This window comes from Streptomyces sp. NPDC002851, from assembly GCF_053591935.1.
Genome location: NZ_JBSFUT010000018.1, coordinates 1 through 25362, shown reverse-complemented (window position 1 = coordinate 25362; position 25362 = coordinate 1). Strand labels below are relative to the sequence as shown.

Sequence of the window (25362 nt, the reverse complement as noted above, 5' to 3'; positions counted from 1 at the left end):
GGCCGTGACCGCCAACTCGATTTGGGGCCCGCAGAGTTGGAGGTCGCCTCCTGCGCGTTTCGCCGAGGGCTCCCCGCGTCAGTGCGCGCCGCCCCGCGTATCGTCCGGGCGCAGGCGGGGCCTGCCCGCCAGGGTGGTCCACAGGCGCGGGGCGACGTCGTCCTCGGGGAGTTGGGCGATCATGTAGCGGACGCAGCGTTCGATCTTGACCCGCCACAGGCGGGCCGCCTCGTTTCCGTCGGCGTCGCGCAATGCGTCGTGAACGGCGGTGTCCTCGTCGGCAATGATGTCGCAGGCCGTGCTGTAGTCCATATCCAGAACCGTGACGAACATACGCAGGCGGGCCGTGAGGCGTTCGAAGGTGAGGGCGGCCTGCGGCAGGTCCGCGGTACGGGCGAGGGCGTCCTGGTACCGCAGGTCGACTTCACGCATGCGGACGTGATCATTGTCCCGGGCAGCGGCCTGAACCTCCGCCAGGGCCGCTGAGGCCGGGGCGAGGTGCTCGCGGCCGAGCATGGCGATGCGCCGGATGAGCAACGCACCGAGGCTGGCACGCAGGGCGTAGAGATCGAGGACGTCCTTCACCGTGACGGCGGGGACGGCCGTCGCGCCGCCCGGGAGCAGGTCGAGCATGCCCTCCTCGGCCAGCGCCCGCAGCCCCGCGCGGACGGCCCGGCGTGACAGGCCGAGGCGGGCCGCGAGCGGCGCCTCCCGGACGCGGTCGCGGGGTCGGCAGGGACCGGCGAGGACAGCGTCCCGCAGCAGACCTACGACGGGGTCGGTGGTGCTGGGGGCGCCGGGCGGAGCATCGGGGGATGTGATCTGGGTCGCCGTGACGATGGCCAGGTCGCCGAGTGCGCGTGCGTCGTGGGCGTTCGAGTCGTTGTCAGGGCCGCAGATGGCCGGGATGTCGTACGTCGGGCGCGGAGCGGCGACCCGGGTGAAGGGGGCTGCGGAGGGGGCCCAGGTGGTGGACCAGGTCAGCAGCGCGTCGCGGAGGCGGGGCAGGTCGTGCGTGGCCTCGCGAGGGGGCTGGGCATCGGCGGCGAGAAGGCGCTGGGTCTCGTCGGTCCACGCCGCTGGGCCGGGTGCGCGGTGCCAGCGCAGGCGCGGGGGCACGGCCGCCTCCGGCGGCCCGAGTGCGCTGCATGCCTCCGCCGGTACGCCGTGCGCCAGCAAGTGCACGGTTGCCCCCGCCCCCGCTGCCGACCTCACTTGCTCCAGGAACGCGCGCAGAGCGGGGTGGTCCGTCCAGGGGGCGTCCTGCGTGCGCTGCTTGCCCCGCAGCGCCGCGAAGGCACAGGCGACGGCCAATACGTGGGGCACCTGCCGGTCCTGGCCGAACAGCCGGCCCGTGGCGGTCGCCGCAGAGGTGCCCACGGCCCCGCTCTGCCCCGTCCGGGCCGTCACGGCGAGCACACACACGGGCGGGGCCAGGAACAGACCGACCACCTCCTCGGCGTGGTCCGGTAGGGACCACGCCCGGCGCGGCCCGACCGTGGCGGGCACTCGCGGCTGAACGCGGTACGTCCGCCAGATCCGGTTCACCATGCTCTGGCTCAGGTCGGTCTCAGCCGCCATGGAACGGGTCGACCACGCCTGCCTGGTACCGGGCGGTGGTGGGGTGAGTGTGCGGACGAGAACGTGCGCCACGGTGTCGTCGTCGGCCGTGGAAGGCCGCCCGGGACGGGCTTGCTCGTCCAGGCCGTCAAGGCGTTCGGCGAGGAACCGGGCACGCCACTTGGAGACCATGTCGCGGGAGATACCGAGGCGCCTGGCCACGGCGGTATTGGTGGGCTCGTCCGCGCACGCCAGCACGATCTGCGCACGCTGGGCCCGGGCCTGTGAGCAGGTTCGGCTGCGGGTCCACATCAGCAGTGCGGCCCGTTCGTCCTCGGTGAGGATCACGGCGGTACGGGGGCGGCCGACCATGGCGGCAACTGTAGTCGAACTTTTGCTTCAGAAGCGCCCCGAAGCCCGGTGAGACAGGGCGGGCATTGTTGGCCGCCCCTGGCCTTCACATACTTCGTAGCCATCGGGCGGCCACGCTGCCGGCCCCTACGGTTCACGCCGAGCAGGGCGATCACACCACCGATGCCCTCGGCCAGCACGATCTGCGCGCGCAGCGGGCGCCGTCCCCCACACCTCCACACAAGGTGTCGTCCCAGAGAAGCGACTACGTTCCCCACCTGTCGGAGAAACCACATGTCGACGTCTTTGCATACGAATTCTCCTCCCCTTGTCCATGGCGAGACGCCACACCCCGGTCCTGTGATCCAAGCGGCGGGGCTCACCAAGGCGTTCGACCTCGTCGGTGACTCCGGATCCAAGGGGCTGCCCTGGCGCCGACGTTCACGGGACAAGAAGTTCCTCGCTGTCAATGACGTGTCCTTCGAGGTCGCACCGGGCGAACTCTTCGTGATCATGGGCCTGTCGGGTTCCGGTAAGTCCACCCTGCTGCGGATGCTGAACCGGCTGATCCCGCCCACGTCGGGTGAGCTGCTCGTCGGCGGCCGCAGTGTGTCGAAGATGCGTGACGCCGAACTGCGCGAGCTGCGCAACAACAAGATCAACATGGTCTTTCAGCACTTCGCGCTCTTCCCCCACCGCACGCTGCGGGAGAACGCCGCCTACGGCCTGCAGGTCCGCGGTATCTCGGAGTCGGAGCGGAAGGAGCGCGCGGAGTGGGCGCTGAAGACGGTGGGCCTCGGTGACCGGGCGGACGCCTATCCGTCCGAGCTGTCCGGCGGTCAGCGGCAGCGCGTCGGCCTGGCCCGCGCGCTGGCCACCGATGCCGAGATCCTGCTCATGGACGAGCCGTTCAGCGCCCTGGATCCCCTGATCCGCCGGGAGATGCAGGACCTGCTGATGAGCCTGCAGCAGGAACTGCAGCGCACGATCGTCTTCGTCACGCACGACCTCAATGAGGCGATGCGCCTGGGCGATCGGATCATGGTCATGCGGGGCGGTCGTGTCGTCCAGCTCGGCACGGGGGAGGAGATCCTTTCCCGGCCGGCGAATGACTACGTCTCGGAGTTCGTCTCCGACGTCGACCGGTCCCGGGTGATCACCGCCGGCTCCGTGATGCGCAGACCGATCATCACCGCCCACGTGTCGGACAGCCCCGCGGATGTGCTCCAGCGACTGGGCGACGTCGACGCCGGCGCGGTCTACGTCCTGGACAACGACGGAGTGATCCGCGGTGTCGCCGGCAACGACGAGCTCGGTGATGCCCTCAGAAGCGGACAGACCGCCATCCGGGACTGTCTCACCGACGGCTTCCAGCACGTCCTGGCAGATACCCCCCTCATGGACCTCTGCAAGCTGGTCGCCAGGCACTCCGTCCCCCTCGCCGTCACCGACGACGACGGCAGACTCCTCGGCGTCGTACCCAAGGCGGCGCTGCTCGCGGCACTCTCCAACCCCCGGAAGGCCAGCCATGATTGACATCGACCTGGGCACTCCGGTCTCGGACGCGGTCGACTGGCTCACCGAGAACCTCGGACCGCTCTTCGACGGTATCTCGAGCGTGATGGTGACCCTCATCAACGCGGTTCTGACGGTCCTCACGGCTCCGCACGCGCTCGTGGTGACAGGTGTGTTCACGCTGCTTGCGCTCTCCACCCGCAAGTGGGGCTTCGCGGCGTTCACCCTGGTCGCCTTCCTGCTCATCCAGGGCATGGGCCTGTGGCTTCCCGCGATGGAGTCCCTTGCCGTGGTCATCGTCGCGTCCGTCATCGCCGTCGCCATCGGCGTCCCCATCGGGGTCTGGGCGGCCCGCAGCAGCCGGGCCAGCAGCGCGGTGCGGCCGGTGCTCGACTTCATGCAGACGCTGCCGGTCTTCGTCTACCTCATTCCCACGGTCTTCTTCTTCGGCGTCGGTGTCGTGCCCGGAGTGGTGTCGACCACGGTCTTCGCCATCCCCCCGGCGGTCCGGCTCACCGAACTGGGCATCCGCCAGGTCGACAAGGAGGTCGTCGAAGCGGCCCTCGCCTTCGGCGCCAAACCCCGCCAGCTGCTCCGGGACGTCCAGTTCCCCATGGCCATGCCCTCGATCATGGCCGGCGTCAACCAGGTGATCATGCTGGCCCTTTCCATGGTGGTGATCGCGGGCATGGTCGGAGCCGGCGGACTGGGTTCCGTCGTCGTGCGCGGCATCAGCACCCTCGACATCGGCGCCGGCGCCGAGGGCGGCCTCGCCGTGGTCATCCTCGCCATCTTCCTCGACCGCTTCACCGGCGCGTTCGCCGCACCAGGCCGCCGCCGTGGCCGACTGCGCTCCGCACTGGCCTCCCGCCGCAAGCAGACCGCCCGTCCCGCCGCTCTCGCCAACGCGTCCTGACCCCATGGGAGTTACCGACATGAGCCGTGACATCCGCCGAACGAACAGACTGGCCGTCGCCGCCGGCACCGCCGGACTCCTGGTGCTGCTCGCCGCGTGCAGCGGCCAGACCGCCTCCGTGGGATCGGGCGGCGACAGCGAGTCCGACAGCAAATCCGACAGCAAAAGAGTGAGCGTCGCCGTCGTGGACGGGTGGGACGAGAACGTCGCCACCACCTATCTGTGGAAGGAACTGCTGGAGGAGCGGGACTACAAGGTCGACGTCCAGTCGCTCGACATCGCCAGCACCTTCACGGCCGTGGCGAACGGGCAGGTGGATCTGTACACCGATGCCTGGCTTCCGCTCACGCACGAGGCGTACTGGAAGCGCTACAAGGACAAGCTGGAAATCGTCTCCACCTGGTACGAGCCCGCCGAGTCCGTCCTCGCCGTCCCGAAGCACATGAAGGACGTCAACACCATCGAGGATCTCAAGAAGCACAACCAGGAGTTCGGCAACCGGATCGTCGGAATCGAGGCGGGTGCCGGCCTCATGAAGCTGACCCGCACGTCCGTCATGCCCGAATACGGCCTGAACGATTTCAAGCTCGTCGAGGGCAGCACCGCGGCCATGCTGTCGGAGCTGGAGTCCGCCACCAAGAACAAGAAGCCCGTCGCGGTCACGTTGTGGAAGCCGCACTGGGCGTTCAGCAAGTACCCGATCAAGACACTGAAGGACCCCAAGGGCGCCTTCGGTAAGCCGGACAAGGCCCAGGCGGTCACCAGCAAGGAGTTCGCCAAGAACAACCCGAAGCTGACCAAGTGGCTGAACAACTTCAAGTTCGACAGTGATCAACTGGGCAGCCTGCTGCTGATGATGAAGGAGAAGGGCAAGGGCAAGGAGCAGGAAGCCGCCAAGGAGTGGATCGCGGAGAACAAGCCTCTCGTCGACTCCTGGTTCGCATAGCCCCAAAGCACGCCGACGGCCCCCACCCCGGTGGGGGCCCGGGCGGACCGGGCGGCGCCCTGCTTGCCGTATCGGCCGGCCTGCCGACGGGACAACGCGCGGCGAACCTCACCGAGCAGCTCACCTCTTCACCTGCAATTTGTCCAGGAGGGTACCTGTGAAGGACGTAGTGATCGTTGGAGGCGGCATCGCCGGACTGGCCGTCGGCTGGCGATTGCGACACTGGGACACGCTCCTGCTCGAGTCGGAGGGACGGGTCGGCGGACGCATCCGATCCGAGCGCCGTGGACCGTACTGGCTCAACTGGGGCGGGCACGTCTACGCCGGCGGGAACTCGGCGACGTCGTGGCTGCTGAACAGCACCGGAGTTGACTCCGTACCGGTGCCCGGCTCGCTGGCCGGACTGTCGATGAACGGCAAACTGCTGCTCAAGGGCCGGGTGGAGAGCTACCCGTTCCGCATTCCGATGCCGATGTCGGCGCGCGTCGGCATGGTCAAGGCGGGCGCCAAGGTCGCTCTGTCCGTGGCCCGCTACGCCCGTATCGTGCAGCGACGGCGGGGCGAGACCGAAGCCCAACGCCAGCAGCGGATCTACGACTTCATGAACGACCGTTCCTTCAAGGACTTCATCGGCGACCTGCCCGAGGACGCCGAGGCCCTGTTCAAGCCCACGGTGACCCGCTCCGCCGCCGACATCGACCAACTCTCGGCCGGCGCCGGTGTCGGCTACTTCAGCCTGGTGTGGAACATCGGTGCGGGCCTCTCCCAAAGCATCCTCGGCGGCCCGTCCACCCTCACCGAGCGCATCGCCGCAGCCCTGTCAGGTCGGGTGCAACTGAACGCGTCCGTCGACGAGATCGTCCAGAAGAACGGCTCCGTAGTGGTCCGTTACCGGGAGGGCGGCGCCGAGAAGGAGGTCGAGGCGCGCTGCGTGGTCCTGGCCACTCCCGCGACCGTCAGCCACCGGGTCGCCGTCGATCTCGACCGGGACGTACGCGAGGCCCTGTCGAAGATCGTCTACGGCCCCTACGTGAGCGCGGCGTTCCTCAGCAACGAGACCGGGCGCCAGGTCTGGGACGACGCCTACGGCATCGCGACGCCGAAGCGGTCCTTCAGCGTGGCGCTGAACATGTCGAACATCGTGCACGGTTACGCAGCGGAACGTCGGCCCGGCAGCAGCCTGATGACCTTCTCACCGGGCAGTCTGGCGCGCGAACTGCTGGAGTATGACGACGACAAGATCCGTCAGATCTACCTCGATGACCTGGACCAGGTCTTGCCCGGCTTCGCCGACAACGTCGTCGAGGCCGAGATCCAGCGCTTGCCCACAGGCGCGCCCTACTGCTTCCCCGGCCGCGGGCAGCTGCAGCAGACGCTGACCCGCCGCACTGGAAGGGTGCTCCTGGCCGGTGACTACCTCGGCACCCTTTACACCGAGACCGCGATCCAGACCGGCCTGTCGGCCGCCCAGGAGGCCCAGAGCCTGCTGGCCACCGACCGGCAGACCACCCCGCACGGCCTGGCGCCGGTGGGCGCAGCGTCGTAAGCCAACTGCCCTGTGTCGTAAGCCAACTGCCCTGTCCGGAGCCCGGCAGCTCCGGTGCGCCACCACGAGCCTGGCATCCACGCCCCGGCGGATGCCTGCCCACAGCTTCACCTGAGGAGACTCAAGAATGTCGTCACAGCTGAGCGGTGTCCTGACCGCACTCGCCTCGCCGTTCGCGTCGGACGGGCAGATCGACGAGAAGACACTGCGCCGCCTGGTCGACCGCAGCATCGACGGCGGGGTCGACGGCGTCGTCGCCTGTGGATCCACCGGTGAGTTCGCGGCGATGAGCGGAGCGGAACGGCGCCAGGTGGTCGAGACCGTCATCGACCAGGTCGCCGGACGTGTGCCGGTCATCGCGCAGACCGGCGCGGTGAGCACCAGGGAAGCCGTCGAACTGTCCCGCCACGCACAGGCCGCCGGAGCTTCGGTCCTGATGGTGGTCACCCCGTACTACGAGCCGCTGACACTCGACGAGACGCTGCGCTACCTGCGCACCGTCGCCGACGCCGTGGACATTCCGATCATGCTCTACAACCTGCCTGGGGCCACCGGCGTCAATCTCTCGCCGGAGACCGTCGGACAGCTCGCCCGTGAGGTCGAGAACATCCAGTACATCAAGGACACCAGCGCCGACATGGCTCAGGCCGGGCAGCTGATCCACCGTCACGGCGATGTCATCTCCACCTTCATCGGCTGGGACAGCCTCCTTCTGCAGGCGCTCTCCGAAGGCGCCGCCGGCGTCATGGCAGGAACCGCGAACGTGATCCCGGCCGAACTCGTCTCGATCCACCGCGCGTTGCGCGACGGCGACCTCGCACGCGCGCAGGCCGAGTGGGCGCGGATCTACCCGCTGATGGACGCGATCATGTCCGCTCCGTTCATTCCGGCGGTCAAGGCCGCCCTGAACGCGGCCGGATTCCCCGTCGGAGAGCCCCGTGAGCCGCTGCTCGGCCTCGATGCCGCCACCACCGCCAGGATCTCCTCCCTGATCGAGACACTGCCGCAGCTGTCGGCCGCACGCTGAAGGACGGTGCCGCAATCATGAGATTCCTCGACGAGCACGACGTCCGTTCCGTCTTCGACATCGACACCGCGATCGCCTCCCAGCGGGCGGCGTTCATCGCTCTCGCGCGGGGAGAGGCGTGGCAGCCGGAGAAGATCCTGGGCGGCTACGCCGACGACCCCGACACCGTCTTCTGCTACGCCTCCCGCCTTGACCGTACGAGCGGCCCTGTCTGCAAGTTCGGGAGCATCAATCCCGGGAACGCGGAAACGAACCAGCCGACCATCCACGCCGTGATCGCCGTGCTCGACCCCCACACCGGCGTCCCCCTGGCCTTCATGGACGGCACAGCGATCACCACGCTGCGCACCGCCGCCGCGAGTGCGGTCGCGGTCCAGGCCCTGGCCAGGAAGGACGCGGCCCGTCTCCTCGTACTGGGGTCCGGCGTACAGGGGCAGGCGCACGTCGCCGCTTTGCACCGCGACAGGGACTACGCCTGGACCGGAATGTGGTCACCGCCCGGGTTCTCGCTCGACGTCCCCGTCGGCCGTCTGCGCGAGCAGGGCTTCGACGTCGAACCGGTGGAGTCCCTGAGCGACGCGATCGCCGAGGCCGACGTCGTCGTCTGCGCCACGCTGGCCACCGAACCGCTGTTCACCGCGCGTCAGCTCCGACCCGGTGCCACGGTCGTCGCGGTCGGATCCTTCGACCGGCACCGTTGCGAGATCGGCCCCGACGTCCTCCGCGCCAGCCACCACGTCGTCGTCGATCACGAACCGACGGCGCGACAGAACTGCGGTCCGCTCGTCGCCGCCCGGGCGCAGGGCGACACAGCGGAGCTGGAAGTCCTCGAACTCGGCCATGTGCTGACCAGTGCCGCGGCGGGTCGCAGCAGCGACGACGACATCATGACGTATCTCAGCGCCGGCCTCGGCGTGCAGGACGCGGCAGCGGCCTGGAGCGTCTACCAACAGGCCGAACTACACGGCGTCGGCCGGAGAGTCGACTGACCGGCCCCACACCACCCGGCTTCGCTCCACCCCACCCGGCTGCTCCACGACCACACTCAAGGAGTCACTGATCATGACCACTGCCGCTGGTCCCACGACCGCCAAGGTGCGCCGCGCAGCGGACGTACCGCCTCTGATCACGGCGGCCGACCTTCCTCCGGCCCGCCATTTCGTCGACGGGAAGTTCCTCGACGGATCGACCGAGCGCGTCATCGACATCATCGATCCGAGCACGGAGAGCGTCATCGCCCGGATTCCCGAGGGAACCCCCGACGACATCGACCGAGCGATAGCCGCCGCGGTCGCGGCCAAGGACCAGTGGGCGCGGCGGGTCCCCAAGGACCGCTCGGAAGTGCTGCACGCGATCGCCGACCGACTGGCCGAGAACACCGACCTCGTTGTCAGGTTGGAGTCGGCCAACACCGGTAAGCCGCTCGCGGTGTCACGGGACGACATCGACATGACCATCGACACCTTCCGCTTCATGGCCGGTGCACTGCGCGCGACGACCTCCATGGCCGCCGGTGACTACGCCGAGAATCACCTCTCGGTCATTCTGCGCGAGCCTCTCGGGGTGATCGGAGTGATCACTCCGTGGAACTATCCCCTGCTCATGGCGGCCTGGAAGATCGCGCCCATTCTCGCCGCCGGTAACACCCTGGTCATCAAGCCGTCCGAGCAGACTCCGCTGACCACCCTGAAGTTCGCCGAACTCGTCGCCGATCTCCTGCCGCCCGGAGTGGTGAACGTCGTCACCGGATACGGCGCGGTAGCCGGTGCCGGGCTCGCCGAGCACCCGGACGTGGACATGATCGCCTTGACGGGCTCGGTCCCCAGCGGCCGCGCCGTCGCCCGAGCCGCCGCCGACACCCTCAAGCGGGTCCACCTCGAACTGGGCGGCAAGGCCCCGGTCGTGATCTTCCCGGACGCCGATCTCGCGGCTGCCGCATCGGCACTGCGCGAAGCCGGCTTCTGGAACTCGGGCCAGGAGTGCGGGGCCGCCTGCCGCGTACTCGTCCACGAATCGATCGCCGAGCGGTTCGTCGAGCAACTCGTCGGCGAGGTCCGCTCCCTGGTCGTCGGTGAGCCGACCTCCGGTGACGACGTCGAGGTCGGCCCCATGGTCTCGAAGGCGCACTTCGACCGTGTCACGGGGTACTTGGAGCGTGCGAAGAACGAAGGCGTCCGAGTGGCGGCAGGAGGCGGGGCCCTCGACGGGCCTGGATACTTCGTGGCCCCGACCGTCCTTGTCGACGTCCCCGAAGGGGCCGAGGTCGCCCGTGAGGAGATCTTCGGCCCGGTGGTCACCGTCGAGACCTTCGCTGACGAGGACGAGGCGGTACGGCGCGCCAACGACGTCCCTCTCGGTCTGTCGGCATCGGTGTGGACCGAGAACGCCCGCCGCAGCCACGACATCGCCGCGCGCCTGGACTTCGGAACCGTCTGGGTCAACTCACATCTCGTGCTGGCCGGCGAACTTCCCTGGGGCGGGTTCAAGGGATCCGGCTACGGACGGGACCTGTCGATCTACGCCCTTGACGACTACTCGCGCACCAAGCACGTCATGCACAACCACGGGCGCTGATCCCGTCCGTCCAGAACGCAAGCCCCAGTCGGTGGTGCGCAATCAGGACGGTTCGTTCCGGCTGTTCCGCATAGGGGACGCAGTGGCAAGCAGAAAAAACAGCAAAGGAAAGCAGCCACCATGTCTTTCAAGCGAATGATCCACGCAGTGGAGACGCACTCGGGCGAGCCGATGCGCGTCATCACCGGAGGAGTCCCGAACATCCCTGGTGGGTCCGTCTACGAGCAGATGAAGTGGCTTGAGCAGAATGACGACCAGCTCCGGTCGCTCATGCTGCGTGAGCCCCGTGGCTACCCGCCCATGTGCTGCAACCTGATCGTTCCGCCCAAGCACCCGGACGCCGCGGCCGGCTTCATCGTCATGGAGCAGGTCGAGTACCCCGTGATGAGTGGGGGCAACACCATCGCCGTCGCCACCGTCCTGTTGGAGACCGGCATGATCCCGATGCAGGAGCCCTACACCGAATTCAAGCTTGAGGCTCCGGCCGGGCTCATCGGCATCAGGGCCGAGTGCCGCGACGGCAAGGTCAAGCAAGTGACCTTCGAGAACGTGCCCGCCTTCGCCGCTCACCTCGACGCCGTGATCGACGTCCCCGAGCTCGGCAAGGTGACCGTCGATGTCGGGTGGGGCGGCATGTTCTACGTGATCGCGGACGCGCGCCAGTTCGACGGGCTCCAACTGGTCCCGTCCCACGGGCGCGAGATCGCCCGTGTCTCCTCCCTCATCCTCCGGGCCGCGCAGGATCAGCTGCAGGTCGAACACCCCGACTACCCGGGGATCGGAATCACGATCTCTCAACTGTCCGGCCCCACCGACAATCCGGCCGCCGACATGAAGAACGCGGTGACCATGGCGAGCGGCCCCGTGGACTTCGACAACCCCGCGACCTGGACCGGCTCGGTCGACCGCTGCCCGTGCGGCACCGGTACGTGCGCGCGGATGGCCACCCTGCACGCCAAGGGCGCACTCAAGCTCAACGAACCCTTCCGCCATGAGGGGGTCCTCGGCACCGTCTACACCGGCGAACTCATTCGGGAGGTGAAGGTCGGGCCCTACACCGGGGTGGTCCCGACCATCGGCGGCCAGGCGTGGATCTCCGGTTACAGCACCCTCGTACTCGACCCCGACGACCCGTTCGTCGACGGCTTCACCGTCGGGGACATCTGGGCCTGAGCACGCCGCCGTTGATGCGACAGTCGGCCTCTGGGACGCGCCCCTTCGGGTATCGGCGCGTCCCAGAGGCCCCGCCCACCCGGGCAACGGCGCTTGAACCGGGCAGGAGCTCTCAGAGGTGCTGTGGTGGCGGTACGTAGGCGTATCGGCCGGGGCTCGTCACACCCGTACCGGAGGAGCGGGCGTTGAGTGGGGCGTGGAGTCGGGGGTGGAGTCGGGCGTCAGTGCGGCGGCCTCGTGCAGGGCCATACCGCGGGTTTCCGGGGCCCAGGCCATGGAGACGACGGCCCCGACGAGGCTGATCGCGGCTGCCGCGAGCATGGTGCCGCCGATGCCCCAACTGCTGAGGGCGACGGGGACGAGATAGGTCCCGACGGCAGCTCCGATGCGGCTGAGGGAGGAGGCCAGGCCGACGGCGGAGCCGCGCACTTCGGTCGGGAACAGTTCATTGGGGTAGATCCACTGCAGGATCTGGGTACCGCCGATGATGATGGCGTACAGAGCGAAGAGGGTCATGATCACGCCTGAGGGCGCGTCAGGGAAGATGCCGAGCAGCAGCAGGGCAAGGCCCGACCAGATGAAGCTGTGGATGACCAGCGTGCGGCGGCCGATGCGATTGACCACCAGGAGCGAGGCGGCGCAGCCGACGAGGAACATGACGGTGATCAGGGCTTCGCCGATGTTGGCCAGGCCGCCCTCGAGGCTGAGCGCGTCGAGAATGGCCGGGCCGAAGGCGTAGATGGCGAAGAGCGGGACGATGGAACAGGTCCAGAAGACCGTGATGTAGAGCATGCGTCCGCCGTAGCCGGAGCGCAGGATGGCCTTGAGGTCGACATTCTCGCGTTCTTCCTCAGGCAGATCGGCGAGACCGGCCCGCGGGCCGAAGACCTGCTTGAGGACCTGCTCGGCCTCCTGAGTACGGCCCTTCTTCGCGAGCCAGCGGGGGGATTCCGGGGTGCCCAGGCGCAGCAGCACGATGATGGTTGCCGGCACTGCGGCGCTGGCGAGCATCCACCGCCAGCCGTCGTCGCCGACGGACAGGAGTATCTCGCCGACGATGTAGGCCGTGGCGGCGCCGACGAACCACATGACGATCAAGCCGCCGAGCAGCGGTCCGCGGTAGCGGCGGGGTGTGAACTCGGCCAGCAGCGAGGTCGCGATGGGATAGTCCGCACCGACGGCCATGCCGATGAGCAGGCGGAGGATGAACAGCCACACCGGGTCGGTGGCCCAGAACTGGGCCACCGAACAGACGATGATCGCGATCAGGTCGACCGTATAGAGGACCTGGCGACCGAACTTGTCCGTCAGATACCCGCCGGCGAACGCGCCGAGGAAGATGCCGATCAGGGCGGAGGCGCCGATGAGGCCCTGAGCGGAGTCGGACAGGTCAAGCTGCGGGGTGACTTGCACCATGGCGACGCCGATGATGCTGAGGATGTAGCCGTCGAGGAAGGGGCCACCGGAGGAGTACAGGGTGAGTTTCTTGTGGAACCGGGACAGTGGAGCGTCGTCGAGTGCGTGGGCGCTCATCTCGTCCTCCGGGTCAGTTCCCGGCCGGGCCCAGGTAGGGGTAGGTCCAATCCAGGTCGGGGTTCATGTTTTCCTTGATGTAGCGGCCGCTGACCCAGCGTTGGAGGGCGAGCGGGGAGCCGGTCTTGTCGTTGGTGCCCGACGCGCGGCCGCCGCCGAAGGTCTGCCGGCCCATGAGCGCCCCGGTGGGCTTGTCGTTGACGTAGGTCATCCCGGCCGTGTCGCGCAGGACGCTCAGGGCCTCGGAGATCGCCGCCCGCTCGGTGGCGAAGATGGAGCAGGTCAGGGCGTACGGGCTGGTGGTGTCGGCGAGAGTGAGGGTCGAGCTCCAGTCCGCGTCGTCGTAGACGTACACGGTCAGGAGCGGGCCGAAGAACTCCTGGGACATGGTGAAGGCCGTGGGGTCGTCGGTGACGAACACGGTCGGGTCGACGAACCAGCCGGTCTCGCGGCGGACATTGCCGCCGACCAGCAGGCGGTGGCTGTCGAGATCCTTGGCCCGGGTGATGGCCTGCTCCAGGCGGGTGCAGGAGGCTTCGTCGATGACCGCACCGACGAAGGTCTCGTGTTCGATGACATCACCGACCCGCAACTGGGCGACCGTGTCGGCGAGTTGCTCTTCGATCTGCCCCCACAGGCTGCGGGGAATGTAGGCGCGGGAGGCCGCGGAGCACTTCTGGCCCTGGAACTCGAACGCGCCGCGGACCAGGGCGACCAGGAGGGCCTCGAGATCGGCCGAGGGGTGGGCGATGACCGCGTTCTTGCCGCCGGTCTCGCCGACGAGGCGGGGGTAGCTGCGGTAGGTGTGAAGGTGCTGGGCGGTGGTCTGCCACAGGTCGCGGAAGACGGCGGTGGAGCCGGTGAAGCTGACACCGGCGAGGTGCTCGCTGGCCAGGGCCTGGTGGGCGATGGACTGCCCGTCGCCGTGGACGAGGTTGATGACGCCGGGCGGCAGTCCGGCCTCCTCGAAGACCCGCATGACGACGTCGCTGCTCAGGGCCGACTTCTCGGAGGGCTTCCAGACGACCGTGTTGCCCATGAGGGCAGGGGTGGAGGGCAGGTTGCCCGCGATGGCCGTGAAGTTGAACGGGGTGATCGCCAGGACGAATCCCTCAAGTCCCCGGTGGTCCATCATGTTCCACTGGCCCGGGTCCGAGGTGGGCTGCTGGTCGTAGATGGCGGCCGCGGAGTGGGCGTTGTAGCGGAAGAAGTCGGCGAGCTCGCAGGCCGCGTCGATCTCGGCCTGGTGGAAGGTCTTCGACTGGCCCAGCATGGTGGTGGCCAGGAGCTCGTCGCGGTACTTGCCGGTCACCAGGTCGGCCGCCCGAAGGAAGATCGCGGCCCGCTCCCACCACGGGGTCCTTGACCAGTCGCCGCGCGCAGCGAGCGAGGCGTCGATCGCGGCCTGGACCTGCTTGTCCTCGGCGGACGTGAGGTGGCCGAGGACGTGCGCGTGCCGGTGCGGAGAGACCACCGCGGTCTGCTGTCCGGCGAAGAGTCGCTCGCCGTTGATCACGTGAGGGAGTTCGCGCTCCTGGCCACCGATCCGGTCGATCTCGGTCCGCAGCCGGATCGCTTCCGGGGAGCCGGGCGCGAAGTCGCGCACGGGCTCATTGGCGGGTGCGGGGACGCGGACGCTGCCCGTGATGCTGGCGTTCGGATTTGCCATTGCTTTCCTCGCTCGTTCCGGGGTGTGCACCGCCCGCCTCGCTGAGGCGGTCGGCTAGAAGTTGTACTGAAATTTTAGAGCGACCGTACTTACACTGGCTACATGCGTCAAGCGACTGAAGTGGGCAGGGCCGTCGGCGGAGCCGCCGTGGGCAAGCCGGGCACGGCCGGAGGCGTGCGCCTGGCTGACCAGGCGTATCTGCGGATCCGGGACGAGATCGTCTCGGTGCGGCTGCAGCCGGGCGATCCCCTGGACGAGAAGGTCCTCAGCCAACGGTTCGGGGTGGGCCTGACGCCAGTACGGGACGCGCTCAAGCGCCTCACGCTGGAGCAGCTCGCGGTCATCTACCCGCGCCGGGGAACCTTCGTCGCGGACATCAGCATCAGCGACGAGCGATGGCTGACCGAGGTGCGGATCGAGTTGGAAGGACTGTCTGCCGCGCTCGCCGCGGAGCGCGCCACCGACGAGGAGTGCGCCGCCCTGACCGCGCTCGCGGGCACGCTCGAGGACGCCTCGGACATGTCGCTCGACTACATCTCTGTCGACGGCGAGATCCACCGGGCGATCTACGCCGCCGCCCACAACCCCTACCTGGAATCCAGCCTGAACCAGTACACCAACCTCGCCCTGCGGATCTGGCACTACGGGATCCAGCGGATGCGGCCGAGGACGCCGCGCTCCTGCTCCCAGGGTGAGGTCGTCGAGGCGATCTGCGCGCGCAAGCCGGAGGCGGCGCGGAAGGCCGCCCAGGCTCATCTGCTGGCCTTCTCCGCAGAGGTGCGTGCCCTGCTGTAGCGCACAACGGGCAGTAGCGGCAGGCGGGTTGAGGTCCGCGTGCCGCGGGATGGCGGTGTCGTCCCGGATCAGGGCGCGGATGTGCGGATCTCCGCCCACCGGGCGGCACCGCCTTGCCATGTCCTGGTTCCCGACCGCGCGGACAGGGCGGCGATGATGACGCTTCCGCGGCCGCTCTCCTCCGGCGGCAACCGGCTGCCGTTCTGGCTGCCCGCGGGGGCCGGGCCGGCGTCGGTCACCTCGATCCGCACCGCGCGGTCGTCCACGCCCTGCCGCGACAGGCGCAGTGACGCCGGGGGCAGGGCGTGGGCGACCGCGTTGGTGAGCAGTTCGGAGGTGACCAGCAGCGCGTCGTCCGCTCGGTCCGGCGGAAGTTGCCACTGCCGTAGCACCTCCGCGGCGTGCCGACGGACGGCGGCCAGACCTTCCGGGGCGCGCGGTACGGGGATGACCGCATCGGCGGTCATGCCGGGCGCGGCAGCCGTCGTGGGATCGGCGCTGGGCTTCTCGGTCCGGTCCGGCTTCATGGCGCCGTCCCCGGACCGTTCCGGCGGATCGGGGGGATGGCGAGGCCGACGGGGAACGCCTCGGTCACGGTGCGACGGCACCAGGTCATCCGTGAGCCGTCCGAGTCGGACCGGGCCGACGCCCTTGACCAGGTGGCGAGGCAGGTCGCGGCCTCGATCCGCCCCGGTCCGAGGCGTCGGCACACCGTGCGGCGTACGGCCGGTGCCGTGGGCCGGTCCTCCGGGCGCACGGTCGTGCAGAACAGCGCCGCGGCCAGCAGTTCGACCGCCGCGTCCGCCGTGAACGGAGTGCCGGCTAGGTGATCCGTGCGCTTCATGGCTCCTCCTGAAGCAAAAACCATTGAACTGAAATTTCAGACTAGTTATCCTGGGTGCCGGAATCAACCGCTGCAGCTGGGTGGCCGACCTCACCGCGACGGGCCGGCTGTCCGCGCCCGGCACGCCTCGCAAAGCCCGAGATTGCTTATGAGAATTCCGAGTTGCGTATCGGCGGGGGGTTGTGTGATCTGTGATCACATCCTACGGTCCTGAATCAGCGCCCCCTGGGTGTCGCGTCAGACGCGCACCGGCCGGTGCTTTCTCAGGTCCTGCCCCGCCGCCCGCACGGCCGGGCACTTCCGGACAACTGCTGTCCCCGCAAAGCCGAAACCTCTTCCGACCCTTCGTGATCAGGGGATCGATGTGATGAGTCACCTGCTGCTGCGTGCAGCTCAGAACAAGAAGCTGGAAAGCCTCGTGAGCGGGCACCCGCTCACCCGAGGATTGGTCAGCCGCTTCGTCGCCGGCGTGACCTGTGACGAAGCCATCCGCGTGGCGAAGCAGATGCAGCGCGAGGGCATCGACGTGAGCCTCGATCTTTTGGGTGAGCAGGTCGAGGACCTCGCCGAGTCGGCCCGCGCGACCGACCAGTACATCGCGACCGTGCATGCCATCGCCGAGCAGGCCCCCGGGACGACGGTGTCCGTGAAGCTGTCCCAGCTGGGCATCGCCGTGGACCCCGAGACCTGCGCCAAGAACCTTGACCATCTCCTGGAGGCTGCCGAGGAGGTCGGCGTCCTGGTAGAGGTCGACATGGAGCACAGCTCAGTGGGGCGGCTCACCCTCGAGACCTTCCGCGAGGCCCTGCCCCGTCATCCGCACACCCGCGTGGCCATCCAGGCCGCACTGCGCCGTACCCCCGAGGACCTGGACTCCTTCACCGACATCAAACCGCGTCCGCGCCTGGTCAAGGGCGCCTACGACGAGCCGCTGACCAGGGCGCTGCGTGATCGCAAGGAAGTCACCGCCCAGTACCAGCACCTGACGGACTGGGTCCTGGCCCACTGTCCCGATCCCGCGTTCGGTACCCACGACGACGCGTGTATCGAGCACGCCAAGAAGGCCGCAGCAGCCGCTGGCGTCGGCAAGGAGGACTTCGAGTTCCAGATGCTGTACGGGGTGCGGCGCGATGTGCAGCGGCAGTTGGTGCGCGAGGGCTATCGGGTGCGGGTCTATGTCCCCTTCGGAACCCAGTGGTACCCCTACCTGATGCGGCGGATGGCCGAGCGCCCGGCCAATCTCCTGTTCTTCCTTCGTTCCGTGGTGGGTCGCTGACATGGCGGTTCGCGCCGGGCCCCGATCTGGTCGGGACCACCCGATGCATCAGCCGGCCCGGGCCGTTCAACCGTCGTTGCTGACCGACCAGGTCCATGCCGCGCTGCACCAGTCGATCGTCAACAGTGCCTTGCCGGCGGGAACCCGGCTGCGCGTACGGGACCTCGCCGCGGAGATGGGCACCAGCGTCATGCCCGTACGCGAGGCCATCCGTCGTCTGGAGGAGAGCGGACTCGCCGTTCGCGAACCCCACAAGGGCGCCGTCGTCAAGGGGTTCACCTTGCAGGAGCTCATCCACGTCTACGACGTGCGGCTCCTGCTGGAAACCGCAGCGGCACGGCAGGGTGTCGCCGGTCTGGACACTCAGCGGGTCGAGACCATGGCCAGGGAGTGCACCGCGATGCGCACGGCCGCCGACCAGGGCCGCATCATCGATGCGCTCGACCACGACGAGGCCCTGCTCACGACCCTGTACGCGGCCGGCGGAAATCCCGTACTGCTGGAAACGATCCGGACGCTGTGGGACCAGTGCCGTGCGTACAAGGTCCTGGGAGCGAGCGCCGCCGGTCAGGAACTCGATTCGTCACTGTGGTCCTACCAGCCATTGCTGGTGAACGCCGCTCGGGCCTGCGATCCCGACACGGCCGGGGATCTGACCCGCCGGTCACTGCTCAGTGCACGTTCTCGCATCGAGGCCACGCTCAAGGAGGAGGCGGCAGCACGATGACCTCACCGCCCAAGACGCAAGCACCCGCATGTCACTGCGGCACCGAACTGGTCCGCTGCATCACATGCGGCACCCCCCGGTGTCTGGGCTGCGACCCGTATCGCTCGGAGGACTGTGGCACGACGGGGGCTGAACCCACGCCATGACACACGTCTCCGTGTCACGTGGTGACGGTTCGTTCATCGTCATCGGTGAAACGAACCTCGCGCGGCGCGTGTGCGCATCTCTGAGAGGAGACGCGCACCCGGTCCAACACCTGACGGAGCCTCGCGACGACGAACTCCGTGCGGCGATGGCCCCCGCCCTCGACGGCGTGGCGGTCCTCGTCCACGAGGACGTCGCGGCACTGCGCTATGTCCTCGCCGTGGCGCACATGGCGCCCAAGGTCCCGATCACCGTGACGATATTCGACCGGACCGTGGCCGACGAACTCCTGCGCCTTTTGCCCCAGTGCCATGTCACCTCGCCCGCCGATCTGGTCGCCCCGGCCCTGGCCGGGCCGTGCGTCGACGCCGGCATGATCGCTCTGCGGCGGAAGGGCGGCCGCACGCAGGCAGTCCGGTGGTCGGACACCGGCGTGCCACAGCTCGATTCCTGGGCGCCGCAACGGGTGCGTAGGCGCGCCCGGTTCGGCCGCCTGGCCGGGCAATTGCGTCCGCACGACGCGGGAACACGAATCATGTTCATCGGCCTCCTGGGCATGCTCGTCGCTCTGCTCGGTGACCTGACGTGGCTGCTCGCCGCGGGGCACCACCCGGCCCAGGCGTTGTTCGACGCAGCCCGCGTCGTGGCCACGGTCGGACCTGCTGCCGCGCCCGAACACTCCACGGCCTACCCGATCCTGGCCAGCACCTTGATGCTCAGCACGGTCGTCTTCAGCGCCATGTTCACCGCCGGCATCATCGACCGCATGCTCAGCCCACGGCTCGTCGGGCTGATCGGTCCGCGCACGCTTCCCCGCTCCGGCCACGTCATCGTCGTCGGCATGGGACAGGTCGGACTGCGGCTCTGCGGCGAGTTGAAAGGTCTGGGAATCCCCGTCGTCGGCGTGGAGAGAAACCCCAAAGCCCCGAACATCCGCCTGGCCCGGTCCTTGGGCATTCCCGTCCTTGCGGGTCACGGAGGCGACCGAGCCGTTCTGGAGCGAGTGCGTCTGGAGCGCGCACGGGCGCTCGCCGCTGTCGGTTCCGACGACCTCGACAACATCGCCGTGGCCATCGCCGCACAAGGTGTTTCTCCCGGCACCCGTGTCGTTTTGCGGGCCGGTGAGCACGAGGCGATCGCCGAGACCCGCTCGCTGCTGCCGCTGGGCACCATCCGTGACGTCACCAGCCTGGCCGCCGTGTACGTGCTGGCACGGCTGTTGGGACAGCCGGCCACCAGTGTCGTCGCCCACCGGCACCGCGTCTTCGTGGACGCGCCCGACGAAGGCTTCACTCCCTGGCCACTCGCGGCACGAGAAGGCTGCAGCCACGTGGAGGTCGCCGTGCCCGTATGACAACGCCCATCCCTGCGAGAAGGAGAAGCCGTTGCAGTTCACCGCATGCCGACAGCCGGAGAACGGCTCGAACGACGTCACACGCGTCATCCGGATGACCACGCTCGAACCCCAGAGGTGGGCCAACGGACGAGGCTGGACCCGCGAGATCCACCGCGAGCCCGCCACAGATTCAGCCAGCACGGCCTTGTGGCGGCTGAGCCTCGCGGACATAGAGGAGACCGGCCCTTTCTCCAAGTTTCCGGAGATGGACCGCCATCTGTTGTCGGCGGCTCCCGTGCCGCTGCACCTGTCCGTCGACGGGACCCTCCACAACCTGCGCTACACCCAAGTCATCTCCTTCGCGGGGGAATCGGAGGTGGCCACGACCGCCGTTCACGGCCGGGCCCAGGCGCTCAACCTCATGACACGACGCGGCATCCGCAGCAGTCTCGACCTGCTTCGCGGCGACGCCCAACTGCCCGTCACATCCGCGACCTCCACCGCCCTGGTGGTGCTCGACGGCACCGTCTCGCTCGGCGGCCGGCGCCTGGCGCGATTCGACACCGTCCTCCCCGGCAACGATGGAACGCGTCTCAGCCTCCAGGCAGCAACCGTGGCCCGCGTGCGCATCGCGACGCAGGCCGCCCACACCTGACCGCACCCCGCCCTCACCACTCTCACGTCAGGAGTTCACGACCATGAGTTCGTCGAAATACCTCGTGATCGGAGCCGGTCTGGCCGGCGCGGCCACGGCCTGGCACCTGGCCCAACGCGGCCAGGAGGTCACCCTCGTGGAACGGTCCCACCCGGCTGCCGAAGACGGCAGCTCCCACGGGTCCGCCCGCATCTTCCGCTACGCCTACCCCGACCCCTTCTACACCGGCCTCGTCGTCACCGCACGACAGGGCTGGGACGAGCTGGAGCGGCTGCACGGACAGCGGCTCATCACCCCCTCCGGCGCGCTCGACTTCGGTGCGCGGCGCACGCCCCGCCTGCTGGCCGGTGTCCTTGACCAGGCCGATATCGAACACGAACTGCTCTCCGCCGACGCGGCCCGCGAGCGCTGGCCGCAGATCACCTTCGACACCGACGTCCTGTGGCATCCCGCGGCGGGCGTGATCGACGCCGAGCAGTCGGTGCATGCCATGATCGACCAGGCCAAACGGCACGGCGCGCAGATCCTCACCAACTGGCCCGTCGGCTCCGTCACCCCGCGCGGCCCCGGGTACCGGGTCACCGCCACCGACGGCCGCACCTTCGACGCCGACAAGATCGTGGTCACCGCGGGCGGCTGGCTTCACGCGCTGCTCGCCGAACTCCCCCTGCCGGAGATCTTCCGCTCCCGCATACCCACACTCGAGGTCCGCCAGGAACAGGCGTACCACTTCCCCTACCAGGACGGCTCACCAGTCGGTGACGGCCACGAGCCCAGCACCATCTGGCCGACGTTCATCCACAAGACCGAACAGATCGAGACGTACAGCCTGCCCGGTGGCCGCGACGCAGGCTTCCGGGGCCAGAAGCTGGCGGAGTTCAACGGCGGCAAGGTCCTTCCCTCCGCGGCCGACCAGGACGGCGTGATGGCAGCGGCCAACCGCGCCCGGGTGGTCGCCTACGTGGAGCGCTATCTGCCCGGCCTGGTCCCCGTTCCGTACGCCGAGACCACCTGCCTGTTCACCAACACCCCGACCGAGGACTTCCTCGTCGACAGCGCCGACGGCATCACCCTGGTGTCCCCCTGCTCGGGACACGGCGCCAAGTTCGCGCCGCTCATCGGTGAGATCGCCGCCGACGTGGCCACCGGCTCCGCGCCGGGCCCGGAACGATTCGCCCTCCCGGCCTGACAGCACGACGCTCTACGCACCCCCGCACCGAACCCCGCGAAACCTCCCTCAGGAGCGCTTCCCCATGCCCCACCGCACACCTCCCACTTCGCCCACGGACACGGTGAGCGGACTGCTCGCCGAAATCGCCGACGTCGGCATCGACATGCGTCGCGGAGGCTACAGCCGCCCCGTGTACTCCACTGCGGAGCTGGACCTCCGCGAATGGTTCATCAGCCACGCGACCAAGCGGGGCCTGGACGTCGAGACCGACCGCAACGGTCTTATCTGGGCCTGGTGGAACCCGACCGGCGCCCCCTTGCGCGACGCGGTCGTCACCGGTAGCCATCTCGACTCGGTTCCCGGCGGCGGGGCGTTCGACGGGCCGCTCGGGGTGGCGTCCGCACTGGTCGCCGTGGATCAGCTGAGCCGCTCGGGCATCAGAGCCACACGCCCACTGGCCCTCACCGTCTTCCCCGAGGAGGAGGGCTCCCGCTTCGGCGTCGCCTGCCTCGGCTCCCGCCTGCTGACCGGGCAGATATCCCCCGACCAGGCCGGCCGGCTCACCGACCCGGAAGGCAACACCTTCGCCGACGTCGCCACCCGAAACGGCCTCGACCTGCGCCACCTGGGCCGGGACGAGGAGGCCCTCGCACGGATCGGCACCTTCGTCGAACTCCACGTGGAGCAAGGACGTGGCCTGATCGACCTGGGGCACCCCGTCGCCATCGGCTCGTCGATCCTGGGGCACGGGCGCTGGCGGCTCACCATCACCGGTCAAGGCAACCACGCGGGAACAACCCTCATGACCGACCGGCAGGACCCCATGGTGGCCGCCGCACGCACCGTCGTCGCCGTACGGGAGACCGCCCGGGCCCAGCCGCGGGCACGGGCGACCATCGGCCGGATCACCCCCGTACCGGGCGGCACGAACGTCATCGCCTCCCGCGTGGACCTGTGGCTCGACGTACGCCACCCCGACGACGCCGTCACCGCCACAGTCGTCGACACGATCCGCCAGCACGCCGAAACCATCGCCCTCGACGAAGGGTGCCGGGCCCAGCTCGTCGAGGAATCCCTCAGCCCGACCGTCCACTTCGACGGCGCCTTGCGGGACCGGCTCAGCGCGGTGCTCCCGGACGCCCCCGTGCTCGACACCGGGGCGGGCCACGATGCCGGCGTCCTCAGCGCCCACGTCCCCACGGCCATGCTCTTCGTCCGCAACCCGACCGGCACCTCGCACGCCCCCAGCGAGCACGTGGAGGACCCCGACGCGGAACGCGGCGCCGCAGCGCTGACCGACGTGCTGAGGGACTTGCTGACCAACTGACGCAACCCCACATCGCCGGGGTCGAGGCTGCTTAGGATGCGGTGGTGGTGATATCCAAGCGCGTCGAGCCGTCGCCGTCGATGACGGATCAGGTCTATACGGTGCTCCACGAGTTGATCATGAACGGGGAACTCCCCGCCGGAGCCCGGCTGCGCATCCGCGACCTGGCCGCCGAGGTGGGCACCAGCGAAATGCCCGTGCGCGAAGCGATCCGTCGTCTGGAAGAAGCGGGCCTGGCCGAACGCGTCCCGCACAAGGGCGCCGTCGTCAAAGGGCTCGACCTGGCCGAACTCATCCACGTCTACGCCGTCCGCCGCCTGCTCGAATCGGAAGGCGCCCGGCTGGGCACTCAGCGGATCGACAGCGACGGAATCGCCCGCATGCGTGCCCAGCTCACGCAGATGCGCCAAGCCATCGAGGCCGGGGAGGTCGTCGCCTACCTCAATCACGACGAGGGACTGCTGACCATCCTGTACGAGGCGGCAGGCAACCCCGTACTCCTGGCTACCGTCCGCTCGTTGTGGCAACGCTGCCGCCCTTACAAGGTCGTCGGTGTGCGCGCCGCCCTGGAGAAGGGCAGCGACGACTCTCTCGATCACTACCAGGAACGTCTGCTGCAGGCCGTCGTCGCCCGCGATGCGACGGCTGCCGCTGCCGTCAACAGCCAGTCTCTGGACAACGCCACCACGCGGATCCAAGCCGAGATAGGCGCCGAGTCCCCTGGTACGAGAGGGGGTTCGGGGACGCCGGAGACGGAGACGGAGACGAAGGCGTGATCGTGGGATTCTCACGCCCACCTCCTCGGCGACGCGCACGCAAGAACGGGCGCTTGGAGCACGGAACTCGTCCGCGGTGAAGTGTGCCCTTGGAGTCGGAAGCCGGGTAAGGCTGTTCGTCACTCACCTGTCTGGCTTATCCGCTCGCTCATCCTGGATGCGCCCCGGGTAGCCGTAGGGAAACGTTCAGCGAGTGAGTGTCTGGTGCTGTGCTGCTGTTCGGGTCCTTGTTCGGGCTGCCGCTGTCGTGCTGACTTCCGTGCTGCTCGTGCTCAGCGGCGCGCAACACGCCGTAGCGCTTCGCTCAGGGCCCGTGGAAAGTGGCGGCACGGCGACGGCCGAACTGTGCCTCGGTGAGAGCGCCGCGTTCGTCCCCGCGCAGCGACGCACCTGCCGAACCGCACGGGGCGGCAGCACACCTTCTGGAGTCCAGGCCAGCCGGGCGTGTCCCACCCCCGTATGCCACAACTACCCCTGTGTTGCGCATCAGCCGAAGATCCTCTGGCACGAGCGCGCCGTCCTCGCGGCCGCGCGCGCTCACTATCGCATCCTGCGGTGCTGACCGGCCCGGCTCCCGCCATCTTCGGGAACGGCTCATTGACGGCATCCATCACTGTAGGAGAACCACCATGGCCATTGATCCCGCGCGCGCTTTGGACGCCTACCTGCGCGCTCAGATCCATCCCGTCCACCGCTCATCCTCCGCCCCAGCGTCTGAACCTGTTCGTCGGACCGCGGGCGAGGGTGGCGCGGCCCGCGATTCGGCAGCGGCAGAGCCGCAGCCTCAAGCCCACGCAGGTCGCTCTTCCTCCTGCCGACGCGAGCGGCAGCCGAACTAGGCGTCTGCGACGACGGTCTTGAGCTTGTCGCGTTGTTCGTCGTTCGCGAGTGCTACCAGTCTGTCCTCGACGTGCGGCGGCAGGTCCTTCAGGTCGAGGTCGACGCCGGACTTGTGGGAGTGGTCGATGAAGGTCAGCAGTGCCTTGGCGCCGGACATGTCCATGTAGCTGACGTCCTTGAGGCTCAGCGACAGGTTCGGCCGGTCGTTGCGCAGGGTGGTGAAGACCCGGTCGACGGAGAGGAACGACAACGGGCCCTCGATGCGGTAGGTGTCGTCGCCGTCGTGGACGACCGAGGCTCTGCGGCGCTCCTTCACGACGTGGACGATGAGTGCCAGGGCGACGCCCGCGGCGACCGCCACGGTCAGGTCGACGACCACGGTGACGACCATCGTCGCGACCATCACGGCGACGTCGCCGCGCGGAGAGACATGCGCCTTGCGCAGGCTTTCCCAGTCGAACATGCCGATCGCGGTGAGGATCAGGATGCCGGAGAGGACGGCGAGGGGGATGTACTGCACGACGGCGCCGAGCCCGACGACGAGGGCGAGGAGGATGACGCTGTGCGTGGCGGCCGATACGGCGGTGCGGCCGCCGCTTCTGATGTTGACCACGGAGCGGACGGTGGCGCCGGCGCTGGCCAGGCCGCCGAAGAGGCCGGC

General features: G+C 68.7%; 22 protein-coding genes. 16 read left to right on the top strand and 6 right to left on the bottom strand.

The annotated features are described in order from the left end of the window. Window positions 1–78 precede the first annotated feature (78 nt). Window positions 79–1932: a helix-turn-helix domain-containing protein gene (locus tag ACWD10_RS20090; protein WP_451092752.1), complete on the bottom strand. Its 1854-nt coding sequence runs from the start codon at window positions 1930–1932 to the stop codon at window positions 79–81. 402 nt (window positions 1933–2334) lie between these two features. Here ACWD10_RS20090 and ACWD10_RS20085 point away from each other — a divergent pair, with 402 nt between their 5' ends. The 8 genes from ACWD10_RS20085 (at window position 2335) to ACWD10_RS20050 (ending at window position 11608) form a co-directional block, all read left to right on the top strand. Further along, window positions 2335–3447 carry a quaternary amine ABC transporter ATP-binding protein gene (locus tag ACWD10_RS20085; protein ID WP_451093016.1) on the top strand — a complete coding sequence of 371 codons (1113 nt, stop codon included), beginning with the start codon at window positions 2335–2337 and terminating at the stop codon, window positions 3445–3447. Next, window positions 3440–4342 (top strand): ABC transporter permease, encoded by a 903-nt coding sequence (locus tag ACWD10_RS20080; RefSeq protein WP_451092750.1) that lies wholly within the window; start codon window positions 3440–3442, stop codon window positions 4340–4342. The genes ACWD10_RS20085 and ACWD10_RS20080 overlap by 8 nt, the downstream gene beginning before the upstream one ends. A gap of 19 nt (window positions 4343–4361) precedes the next feature. Beyond that, the gene (locus tag ACWD10_RS20075) at window positions 4362–5288 is read left to right on the top strand and encodes a glycine betaine ABC transporter substrate-binding protein (protein ID WP_451092748.1); all 927 of its coding nucleotides are present in this window, start codon (window positions 4362–4364) and stop codon (window positions 5286–5288) included. 157 nt (window positions 5289–5445) lie between these two features. Further along, window positions 5446–6834: a protoporphyrinogen/coproporphyrinogen oxidase gene (locus tag ACWD10_RS20070; RefSeq protein WP_451092746.1), complete on the top strand. Its 1389-nt coding sequence runs from the start codon at window positions 5446–5448 to the stop codon at window positions 6832–6834. Between the two features lie 127 nt (window positions 6835–6961). Continuing rightward, entirely contained in the window at window positions 6962–7861 is a 900-nt protein-coding gene (gene dapA / locus ACWD10_RS20065; protein ID WP_451092744.1) for a 4-hydroxy-tetrahydrodipicolinate synthase, read from the top strand. Between the two features lie 17 nt (window positions 7862–7878). Continuing rightward, the gene (locus tag ACWD10_RS20060; protein WP_451092742.1) at window positions 7879–8850 is read left to right on the top strand and encodes an ornithine cyclodeaminase family protein; all 972 of its coding nucleotides are present in this window, start codon (window positions 7879–7881) and stop codon (window positions 8848–8850) included. Window positions 8851–8923: 73 nt separating this feature from the next. Further along, on the top strand, window positions 8924–10435 hold the full coding sequence (locus ACWD10_RS20055; RefSeq protein ID WP_451092740.1) for an aminobutyraldehyde dehydrogenase: 1512 nt from the start codon (window positions 8924–8926) through the stop codon (window positions 10433–10435). A gap of 120 nt (window positions 10436–10555) precedes the next feature. Further along, window positions 10556–11608 (top strand): proline racemase family protein, encoded by a 1053-nt coding sequence (locus ACWD10_RS20050; protein WP_451092738.1) that lies wholly within the window; start codon window positions 10556–10558, stop codon window positions 11606–11608. A gap of 159 nt (window positions 11609–11767) precedes the next feature. On the opposite strand, the gene ACWD10_RS20045 is transcribed toward ACWD10_RS20050, so the two are convergent. Both ACWD10_RS20045 and pruA read right to left on the bottom strand, forming a co-directional pair. Further along, entirely contained in the window at window positions 11768–13141 is a 1374-nt protein-coding gene (locus ACWD10_RS20045) for an MFS transporter (protein WP_451092736.1), read from the bottom strand. A gap of 13 nt (window positions 13142–13154) precedes the next feature. Next, window positions 13155–14789, bottom strand: coding sequence for an L-glutamate gamma-semialdehyde dehydrogenase (gene pruA / locus ACWD10_RS20040; protein WP_451093014.1), 1635 nt, complete (start codon window positions 14787–14789; stop codon window positions 13155–13157). A gap of 123 nt (window positions 14790–14912) precedes the next feature. On the opposite strand from pruA, the gene ACWD10_RS20035 reads away from it, so the two are divergent. Continuing rightward, window positions 14913–15605, top strand: a complete 693-nt coding sequence (locus ACWD10_RS20035) for a GntR family transcriptional regulator (protein WP_451092734.1) — start codon at window positions 14913–14915, stop codon at window positions 15603–15605. 68 nt (window positions 15606–15673) lie between these two features. Here the strand turns inward: ACWD10_RS20035 and ACWD10_RS20030 are convergent, their stop codons facing one another. Together ACWD10_RS20030 and ACWD10_RS20025 are read right to left on the bottom strand one after the other, a co-directional pair. After that, window positions 15674–16132, bottom strand: a complete 459-nt coding sequence (locus ACWD10_RS20030; RefSeq protein WP_451092732.1) for an ATP-binding protein — start codon at window positions 16130–16132, stop codon at window positions 15674–15676. After that, complete coding sequence (locus ACWD10_RS20025) at window positions 16129–16449, bottom strand: hypothetical protein (RefSeq protein WP_451092730.1); 321 nt, start codon at window positions 16447–16449, stop codon at window positions 16129–16131. Before ACWD10_RS20025 ends, ACWD10_RS20030 begins: the two co-directional genes overlap by 4 nt. A 367-nt stretch (window positions 16450–16816) precedes the next feature. On the opposite strand from ACWD10_RS20025, the gene ACWD10_RS20020 reads away from it, so the two are divergent. The 7 genes from ACWD10_RS20020 to ACWD10_RS19990 all read left to right on the top strand — a co-directional run bounded on the left by ACWD10_RS20020 (window position 16817) and on the right by ACWD10_RS19990 (window position 23861). Then, window positions 16817–17725, top strand: coding sequence for a proline dehydrogenase family protein (locus ACWD10_RS20020; protein WP_451092728.1), 909 nt, complete (start codon window positions 16817–16819; stop codon window positions 17723–17725). A gap of 43 nt (window positions 17726–17768) precedes the next feature. Then, on the top strand, window positions 17769–18452 hold the full coding sequence (locus tag ACWD10_RS20015) for a GntR family transcriptional regulator (protein WP_451092726.1): 684 nt from the start codon (window positions 17769–17771) through the stop codon (window positions 18450–18452). A gap of 157 nt (window positions 18453–18609) precedes the next feature. Beyond that, a complete protein-coding gene (locus ACWD10_RS20010; protein WP_451092724.1) occupies window positions 18610–19950 on the top strand; it encodes a potassium channel family protein in 1341 nt (446 codons plus the stop codon). 31 nt (window positions 19951–19981) lie between these two features. After that, window positions 19982–20587: a HutD/Ves family protein gene (locus ACWD10_RS20005; protein ID WP_451092722.1), complete on the top strand. Its 606-nt coding sequence runs from the start codon at window positions 19982–19984 to the stop codon at window positions 20585–20587. A gap of 43 nt (window positions 20588–20630) precedes the next feature. Beyond that, window positions 20631–21776, top strand: coding sequence for an FAD-dependent oxidoreductase (locus tag ACWD10_RS20000; protein ID WP_451092720.1), 1146 nt, complete (start codon window positions 20631–20633; stop codon window positions 21774–21776). Between the two features lie 64 nt (window positions 21777–21840). Next, on the top strand, window positions 21841–23085 hold the full coding sequence (locus ACWD10_RS19995) for an allantoate amidohydrolase (protein WP_451092718.1): 1245 nt from the start codon (window positions 21841–21843) through the stop codon (window positions 23083–23085). A 44-nt stretch (window positions 23086–23129) separates the two neighbouring features. After that, window positions 23130–23861, top strand: a complete 732-nt coding sequence (locus tag ACWD10_RS19990) for a GntR family transcriptional regulator (protein WP_451092716.1) — start codon at window positions 23130–23132, stop codon at window positions 23859–23861. A gap of 835 nt (window positions 23862–24696) precedes the next feature. Here the strand turns inward: ACWD10_RS19990 and ACWD10_RS19985 are convergent. Beyond that, a partial coding sequence (locus ACWD10_RS19985) for a SulP family inorganic anion transporter (RefSeq protein WP_451092714.1) occupies window positions 24697–25362 on the bottom strand: 666 nt, incomplete at its 5' end.